This window comes from Streptomyces niveiscabiei (assembly GCF_001419795.1).
In the GTDB taxonomy this organism is placed as follows: Bacteria; Actinomycetota; Actinomycetes; order Streptomycetales; family Streptomycetaceae; genus Streptomyces; species Streptomyces niveiscabiei.
The window spans coordinates 1-7,343 of record NZ_LIRL01000591.1; the positions used below are offsets into that span (position 1 = coordinate 1).

At 68.6% G+C, this 7,343-nt stretch carries 10 protein-coding genes; 5 read left to right on the plus strand and 5 right to left on the minus strand.

Translation table 11 applies throughout. The annotated features are described in order from the left end of the window. Nucleotides 1–144: 144 nt before the first annotated feature. Nucleotides 145–675 (plus strand): SMI1/KNR4 family protein, encoded by a 531-nt coding sequence (locus AOK24_RS27265; protein WP_055722712.1) that lies wholly within the window; start codon nt 145–147, stop codon nt 673–675. Nucleotides 676–693: 18 nt separating this feature from the next. Here the strand turns inward: AOK24_RS27265 and AOK24_RS48690 are convergent, their stop codons facing one another. Both AOK24_RS48690 and AOK24_RS27275 read right to left on the minus strand, forming a co-directional pair. Then, on the minus strand, nt 694–831 hold the full coding sequence (locus tag AOK24_RS48690) for a hypothetical protein (RefSeq protein WP_159051996.1): 138 nt from the start codon (nt 829–831) through the stop codon (nt 694–696). Nucleotides 832–1,265: 434 nt separating this feature from the next. After that, nucleotides 1,266–1,970 carry a 2'-5' RNA ligase family protein gene (locus tag AOK24_RS27275; protein WP_055722714.1) on the minus strand — a complete coding sequence of 235 codons (705 nt, stop codon included), beginning with the start codon at nt 1,968–1,970 and terminating at the stop codon, nt 1,266–1,268. Between the two features lie 311 nt (nt 1,971–2,281). Here AOK24_RS27275 and AOK24_RS48695 point away from each other — a divergent pair, with 311 nt between their 5' ends. Together AOK24_RS48695 and AOK24_RS48700 are read left to right on the plus strand one after the other, a co-directional pair. Next, nucleotides 2,282–2,743, plus strand: a complete 462-nt coding sequence (locus AOK24_RS48695) for a hypothetical protein (RefSeq protein ID WP_159051997.1) — start codon at nt 2,282–2,284, stop codon at nt 2,741–2,743. Between the two features lie 62 nt (nt 2,744–2,805). Next, nucleotides 2,806–3,390, plus strand: a complete 585-nt coding sequence (locus AOK24_RS48700) for a hypothetical protein (protein ID WP_159051998.1) — start codon at nt 2,806–2,808, stop codon at nt 3,388–3,390. Nucleotides 3,391–3,457: 67 nt separating this feature from the next. Here AOK24_RS48700 and AOK24_RS27290 read toward each other — a convergent pair whose 3' ends face one another. The 3 genes from AOK24_RS27290 to AOK24_RS27295 all read right to left on the minus strand — a co-directional run bounded on the left by AOK24_RS27290 (nt 3,458) and on the right by AOK24_RS27295 (nt 5,986). Continuing rightward, the gene (locus AOK24_RS27290) at nt 3,458–4,615 is read right to left on the minus strand and encodes a transposase (protein ID WP_240554138.1); all 1,158 of its coding nucleotides are present in this window, start codon (nt 4,613–4,615) and stop codon (nt 3,458–3,460) included. 116 nt (nt 4,616–4,731) lie between these two features. Further along, nucleotides 4,732–5,031 carry a transposase gene (locus AOK24_RS51200; RefSeq protein WP_240554140.1) on the minus strand — a complete coding sequence of 100 codons (300 nt, stop codon included), beginning with the start codon at nt 5,029–5,031 and terminating at the stop codon, nt 4,732–4,734. A gap of 205 nt (nt 5,032–5,236) precedes the next feature. Continuing rightward, nucleotides 5,237–5,986: an IS5/IS1182 family transposase gene (locus AOK24_RS27295; RefSeq protein WP_055722715.1), complete on the minus strand. Its 750-nt coding sequence runs from the start codon at nt 5,984–5,986 to the stop codon at nt 5,237–5,239. Nucleotides 5,987–6,358: 372 nt separating this feature from the next. On the opposite strand from AOK24_RS27295, the gene AOK24_RS27300 reads away from it, so the two are divergent. Then, nucleotides 6,359–6,931, plus strand: a complete 573-nt coding sequence (locus AOK24_RS27300; protein ID WP_055722716.1) for an NADPH-dependent FMN reductase — start codon at nt 6,359–6,361, stop codon at nt 6,929–6,931. Nucleotides 6,932–7,066: 135 nt separating this feature from the next. Beyond that, on the plus strand, nt 7,067–7,343 hold a 277-nt coding region (locus tag AOK24_RS27305; RefSeq protein ID WP_159051999.1), incomplete at its 3' end, for a hypothetical protein.

Below are 7,343 nucleotides of genomic sequence, written 5' to 3' on the forward strand. Positions count from 1 at the left end.
ACCATGCGAAGATCCCCCTCGGCGTGACCATCGAGGCCCACGGCAGCAACGGTTTCCAGATGAACCCGCACGGCAGCGACGCCGGCGGAACCAACATCTTCACGATCTGGAACCGGAAACGGTGAAGAAAGGACCCCTCCCCCAATGACCCCCGACCTGACCCGCCTCACCGAACTACTCCCCCTCCCCTCCACCGGCGGCCAGACCCTCGCCTGGGACACCGCCGAAACCGCCCTGCGCACCACGCTGCCCACGGACTACAAAGAACTCATCGCCGCCTACGGCGGAGGAGCCATCGACAACTACCTGCTGCTCCTCGAACCCGGCTGCTCCAACGACGTCTACGACCAGCTCAAGATCTCCGCAGAGCGGGAGGAGGCCAACGACTCCCTGTGGCAGTACGACGACAAGCCCACCGAGATGGAAACCGACGGCAACCGCCTCGTCTGCTGGGCGACCACCGACAACGGCGAGTACCTGTACTGGCTCGTCCAGCCCGGCGACGCCCCCGACAGCCGCCCCATCCTCATCAACGGCGACTCCGACTGGGAGCGCTACGACATGACCGTCACCCGCTTCCTCGCCGCCGCCCTGGACGGGGAGATCACCTCCGAGGTCCTCTGGAGCCAATTCCCCCAGCCCCAGCACGAGTTCCGCCCGGCCCGGGAGATGTAGGCACCCGGCGCGACGGGGTCACGAGGTCAGCGCGTCGGTGTTGACTCGGGAGAACGCCGGATCGGTCATCTCCGTGACCGGTTCTCGCCAGCGTGCTGCCGATGCGGAGCGGCGCAGGGCCGGTGGGTAGCTGGTCGCGTCGTAGTCGTTGGTCACGCGGTGAACGAAGAACGCTTCTGTGAGCGGGCGCCGGTACGGCGTCATTGGCTGAACTTGGCCGTCCGCGCCGAGCCCTCGGGCCTCGCGCGCAGGCACGTACGTCAGGCTCTCTCTGGGTGCGCCTCACCGGAACGGGTCGAGGACGCCGTCCTGGTCGTCTCGGAGCTCGTGGGCAACACCGTCAGGCACACGGTCGGCGGACCGGACGCATGTGCGTGGAGGTGTACGGGAACGCGGCAGTGCTGTGGGTCCACGACTCAGAACGGGATGCGTCAGTGGTACAGCCCCGGGCGGCGACAGCGTCTCCAGCTGAGCTGACGGACAGCGGGCTCGGGCTGTTCCTCATCGAAGAGCTGACCGCCGGATGGCTGGTCCGGCCGACCGCGATTGGCAAGGAGGTCGTCGTGGTTCTCCCGCTGGACGCTGGCGGGTTACCCAAGGGGGAGGTTTTTCCGTACCTCCCAGCGGTACGTCCATCCCTCGCGGCGGAGTTCGACCAACTGGACGGCAGGTACGGAGAGTTCGACCGCCGGGAGCACACGAAGCCGTGAGACCGCCTCGACGACGGGGGCGGCCGGACGACGGCGGTTGTTGTAGGCAAGGCTCAGGTGAGGGCGGAAAGCGGACGTCGACTTCCCGGAGGCCAGGCCAATGCCTTGCCCTGCTTCGACGAGCGCGTGGTGGAGCCGGAGCAGGGGTTCCCAGGGGCCGAGGGACAGGCGTACGGCGCCTCGGGAGCCGGCCAACGGCATGGAGCGCACGGAGAACGCGGCGGGCAAGAGCGCTTCCATGTCCTGGGCCAGGCTGTCCAATTGACCGGAGGTGACGCCGTCCGGTGTTCCCACTCGGGCCAGGGTGATGTGCAGTCCGTCCAGCGGGACGGGGTCAAGGCCGAGCGGTGCCAGTTCCTCCTGGCAGTGTCCGGCGAGAGCCGTAAGTCGCCGGTCGTCCGGAAAGGTCAGCATCCAGTAGTACGCACGGCTGCCGTCCGCCCAGCCGGGGCGTGACCAGTGGTCGGTCAACTCGTCGAGCGTGCTGAACGTCGCCCAGTCGTGGGCTGCGATGACGGCCGGATCGTGTGGGTCGGCTGGCGGTTCGGCGGGGAAGGCGGCGGGATCGGTGCTGAGCAGGGACACCCGTCGTACTCCTTCGGTTTCACACCGGCCTTTACGACGCGCAGGACGCCATGGCCCAGGGTCGCCGGCCGCAAACTCCAACTCCGGAACTCGTCGCCATAATCGCGTACTTGCGGGCGATCACGCCACGGCGCCGCCTGCTTTCGCAAGTCCCGGGACCGCTGGTAGACGGAACTGATCGGCGTGTCCGAGCAGAACCGCAGGGCCTCCAGTCCCAGCGTCATCGCGTGATCGACCTCGGGAACGCGCTGCTGCAACAGCGCGGTGGCCACGTCGAGGCGTACGAGGGAACGGCTCCACGCGGAGGCTGAATGCTCCACCAGATCGTCGATCTGCTCGACGTCCCGCAGAACCTGGGCAGTGTTGCGCAGCGCCACGTGCGAGGTCACGGCGTTGGCCAGCGTCCGGGCACGGCCGTACGGCTCGAAAGAGATGCAGGGGGTCAGTCCGGCGGGGACCTCGTGGAGGTCGGAGAGGCGGAGAGCCTGTCCGATGACCTGCTCGGCAGTCCGGCGGTCGCCGGTCTTCCCCAGCGCCCGAGCCCTGCCGTTGACGAGCAGGCGGATCGACCGGACGTGCTGCGGAACGCGCTCGACGGCCGCAGCGGCGCAGGCGTCCGCCTCACCGTACCGGCCGGCGTAATACAGGCCGAAGGACAGCGTGCCGCGCGCCCAGAGTTCGGTATCCAGGTCGCCGACCTCGCGGCTGAGGTCCCTGGCTTAGTGCCATACGCCTCCGCGAGCGCGAAGTCTCCCGTGTTCACGGCCATGTAGCCGAGCAGGCCCGACGCGCGGGCGACAAGGCGGAAGAGTTCACGGCGGGTGACTGGGGACTGGTGACCGTCGAGGAGGGTGTGGGTGAGCCGGCGAACCTGGCGGACCTGAGGACGAAGGACGTACGGCCCGTCCTGTTCGTACCGTCCGGTGACTTCCTCCAGGGAAGAGCCGAGGAAGGCGAGCGTCGCGCCGTCGGCGTTGCCTGTCGTGAGCTGCCGCGTCCGGGCGACGATGTCCAACGGGTTCTCATCGGCTTCGCGTTGGGGAGGTGGTGTCGGCGTCTGCCGATGTGCGGCCTGGTCTACCGCAAGGCCGTCGTCCATAGTGACGAACAGTTCGGATACAAGTCTGCCCAGCATGTGCTCCAGCACCCGGCAAGCATCAGGGCGGGGCAGGGTCAGTATCTCCCCGCCGTACCAGCGGTCGAACTGACGCGGGGAGACCTCAAGGGACGCCAGCCGGGGGTCACGGTCGAAGTCCGCCAGCCGAACAGCGGCCTGCCTGTACTGGGTGGCGAAAGCATCGTGCGTCGTCAGGTGCCGTTGCTGAAGCAGGTGCCGAAACAACGTCGTCCGTGGCATGGCCCACCCCTCCGCCACGGTGCCCGCCCCCACGGACACACCCCACGACTTCCGGCAGCATGACGACGCATCGGCCAACTAAGCAAAACCTCTCAGTGAACGACTCTGTCGGGAATCTTGATGCCGGTGGTCATTTGCCTTGGCGCCACCAAAGGGGTCGGGGCAGGTCGCGGGTGTCGAGGTACTGCTGGAAGGCCGTCGGTGGCCGGGGCCGATAGGCGGAGACGGCCTGGTCGCGCGCGCTGAGACGCTCGATGTTGATGGCGATCGCGGTCAGGACGTGCTGCACGTGAGTCTTGGCCATCCCGTGGTAGCGGCACCGGCGCAGACGGTGGCCGTTGACGCATTCGTTGACCGTCCCTTCGACACCGGAGCGGGCGGCATACAGGCGGCGCCACTGCGGATCGTGCTGGTCGGCGCGGTTGCGCGCCTGGAGTTCGTGCAGGTGCTGCGGCAGGAAGTAGACGACTCGGGCCGAGGGACCGCGGGTGCACAGGTCGCGGGACGGGCAGGGATTGCACTGGTGCGGCTGGAATCGGGCCGAGATGTAGGGGGCCTGGCTGGGGGCCTGCACCCAGCGCCCGGTGCTCTGGCCTTCGGGACACGTCACCTGCCGGCCGGGGAAGTCGATGGTGAAGTCGTCGCGGGCGAACCCTGTTTGTTCCTTGTGCTGCCACTGCCCGCTGGCCTTGACCGGGCCGACCATCACGACGCCGTGGTCACGGCGGGCGGTGTCGATCAGGGCGACGGAGAGGTACCCGCCGTCCGCGAGGTGCTCGGCGGGCAGCAGACGCCGTCCGGCGAGGCGTGCGTGGATGCCGGGCACGGCCTCGGTGTCCCGGGTCGGGATGGTGGTGGCCACGTCGGTGATGACGTTCGGGCTGTCGGTCCCGCAGGTCTCCGTGACGTGCAGCAGGTACCCGCTCCAGCGGGTGTGGCCCCGCAGCGCCGAGCGGGTCTCGGTGTCGTAGGGGGAGCGGATCTGCCGGGCTCCCGGCGGCATGCCGTCCTTGGCCGTGCGGGGACGCAGCCGGCCACGGCGGTCGGTGACGAACTGCTGGACCAGGACCTGCCGCAGAGTCTCCAGTCGCGGTCCGCCTGCCAGGGCCGGGGCCTGCTCACGGAGCAGTGCGTACAGTGCCTGGGCGTCGGTGCCGGACCGGGTGAGCCGGGTCACCGGGTGGCTGGGCTGGGAACACAGGCGTGCCGGGCGTCCGTAACGCTCGGCCCAGCCGACGTCGACCAGGCCGTCGAGCAGTCCGGGCGCACGGACCGCGGTCTCCTCCAATGCGGCCCGGACCGTCTCGATGGCCAGTTCCAGGCGGGTGAGGTCCCGTGCCGCGGCCAGGACATGGGTGGAATCGGTTCGCTGCCGGCCTCGCGCAGGGACCAGTCCGGCCGCCGTCAGGCGTGCCAGCGCGAGGCCGGCAGCCGGTCGGCACGGTCGTCCTGGGCGATTCGGTCACGGAAGTCGCCCAGCACGCTGTGGTGGAACCCGGCGTCGTCCAGCTCCAGGCCGAGGGCGTACTTGAAGTCGATGCGGCAGCGCACCGCCTCGGCCGCCTGACGGTCCGACAGATTGAGGAGGAACTGCAGGACGCAGACGGTGGCGAGCTGGGCCGGAGACAATCCGGGCCGTCCGTCACGGGGGTACCAGGCCGCGAAATCCTCATCGCGCCAGAGCCCGTCGAGCCGGTCGCGCACCCACATAGCCGTCGTGCCGCGCGGGTTACTCGCCCGCGCGACCTGTGCTGTTCGACAGGGGACGTGCTGGCCAGAGCTGGAACGGACGGACATCGGGACCTCACCTGACGTGGCGACTCTCACCACCGTCCCGAGCATGCCCGCTGATCATGGGAGACCGCCTGGAATCCTCAAGATTCCCGACAGAGTCGTTCACTAAGGATCTTCAGCGGTGACGCTCAAGGGTGAGAACCGCCTTCACGACTGACGTGAGTCGGTTGGGGCTGATGCGGGCTTTGCGGAAGATGCGCCAGCACTTGAGGCGGGCGAAGGCCCGCTCTACGGGCAGGCGCAGTCGGGCATGTGCGCGGTTGACGTTGGCCTGTCCGGTGGTCAGTGGCCGTCCGAGGTGTCGTTTGAAGGGCACTTGGAAGGTCCCGTCGGCCCCTGCGTACGCTTTGTCGGCAAGGACCGGGAGCCGCAGTCGTTCACACACGGTGACGATGCGGTGGGTGCGGGCCGCGGTGATGTCGACGGTGCGCCCGGGCAGGGCGGGTGAGTACCAGATCAGTTCGCCGGCCGGCCCGGTCACCGCCTGGATGTTGACGCCGTGCCGTCTGGCCTTGCCGGAGTAGTCTCGCTCGCGGTCGCCGACGCGGTCGCACTCGGCGATGGTGCCGTCCACCAGGACGTAGTCGAAAGGGGTCTGGCGCAGTGCACGGGTCAGGGACGGGGCCCGGGCTGCGAGCAGTTCCGTGATGCTGTGTGCGTAGGCGTGGGCGGTGGCCTCGCTGATGCCGAAGCCGGTGGCGATCTTTGCGAGGGTGGTGTGTTCGCGCAGGTACACCAGGGCCACCAGTGCCCGCTGCGAGGGCGGGAGTTTGCACCGGCGGTCACCCTCGCGAGTGACGATCAGCATCGTCACCCACTCCACCAGGGCGTGCGGCAGGTCGAGTGCGGCAGGATAGACGACCAACGAGGCCCCCAGGCTTGACGAGTTGAGACGTGAGATCTCTCGCTCATCTGCCCGGGGGCTTTGTCCACTACGTGCCCATCCCCGTCACTCGATGGTGACCACGCTGAAGATCCTTAGTGAGCCTCTTCAGCGACCACCCCGGCGTGTGAGCAGCCACCGGGTGTTGACGGAGTCGGTGGGCGGCGCGACTTCTGCTGTGCTGGCCCGAACCGCACCGCTGGGCGTCAACCTCCGACCGGTGTGCCATACGTCTGTCGGCTCACCCGAACCGCTGTCTCAACGATCAGTGGGGGCGGTACCGGACCGGGAACGGATCGGAATCCGGGGTTTTTAGGGTGCGGGGGAATCGTTCGGGCTGAGAGGGAGGGTGAAGTGACCGAGATTGTGCTTATGTCGGGGAGTGTTCGGGGTGGGTCGTACAACTCGGCTGTCGTGGCGACGGTGCGGCGGATCGTGGCGGAGCGGTTCGGTGGGGTGCGGGCTGTGGTGGTGCGGCCGGGGGAACTGCCGTTCTACGACGAGGACTTGGATGCGATGGACGGGTCCGAGGCGGTGGTGCGGATGCGGGAGCAAGTGGCTGGTGCGGATGTGGTGTTGATGAGTACGCCGTCCTACAACGGGGCCGCTTCGGGGGTGTTGAAGAACGCTGTGGACTGGTTGTCGCGGCCCTACGGGGAGAGCTGCCTCGACGGGCGGGTCGTGGCGGTCGCCAGTGCTTCGCCCGGGCCGCGTGGGGCTGTCGATGCTCAGGCCGGGCTGGTCGAGGTGCTCGGGCATGCGGGGGCTCTTGTCGTGGAGCATCCGCCGGTGGCTGTCGCCCATGCGGAGGAACTGGTCACCATCGAGGGGGAGTTCGAGGACCCTGGGGTGCTGGCCGAGTTGGAGAGTCTTGTGCGGGCCGCGTTGGAGGCGGCCGGGCGGGGTGCCGCCTCGATCGCCGTCTGACCCCCGTTTCATCTTTCATCGCTCGATCCCCTCACCGGTCTGTGGCCGGGCACGGACGGCAAGTCGGCGTCCGGGCCCGGCTTTTGGCGTCGTTGTGCGCCCCTTCTCCCTCTTCTTCTCGCGAAAGCCTTCGTCATGAGTGAACCGTCCCGGCAGTCCCGGATCCTGCTCGTCGGACCGTCCGTGGAGGTCGTGCGGGCGGCGGGCGCGGCGGGGTTCCGGGTGTGGTCGTTGTGCGATGCGGAGGGATGTCCCTCGGAGGGTCAACTCGGGGATTTCTCGGAGCGGTTGATGGTCGTCGACTTCCGGGACGAGGGCGCGTTGGCAGAGGCGGTCGGGGTGGCCGCGGAGGCGGGGTTGTGTGTCAATCCGGCCGGCGCGGTGCGGTTGTTGGGGGACGCGGGGGCGGTGC

Coding starts and splice junctions, on each gene's coding strand:
- AOK24_RS27265 (WP_055722712.1), top strand. CDS start 145: ATGACCCCCGACCTGACCCGCCTCACCGAACTACTCCCCCTCCCCTCC.
- AOK24_RS48695 (WP_159051997.1), top strand. CDS start 2,282: ATGCTCCACCAGATCGTCGATCTGCTCGACGTCCCGCAGAACCTGGGC.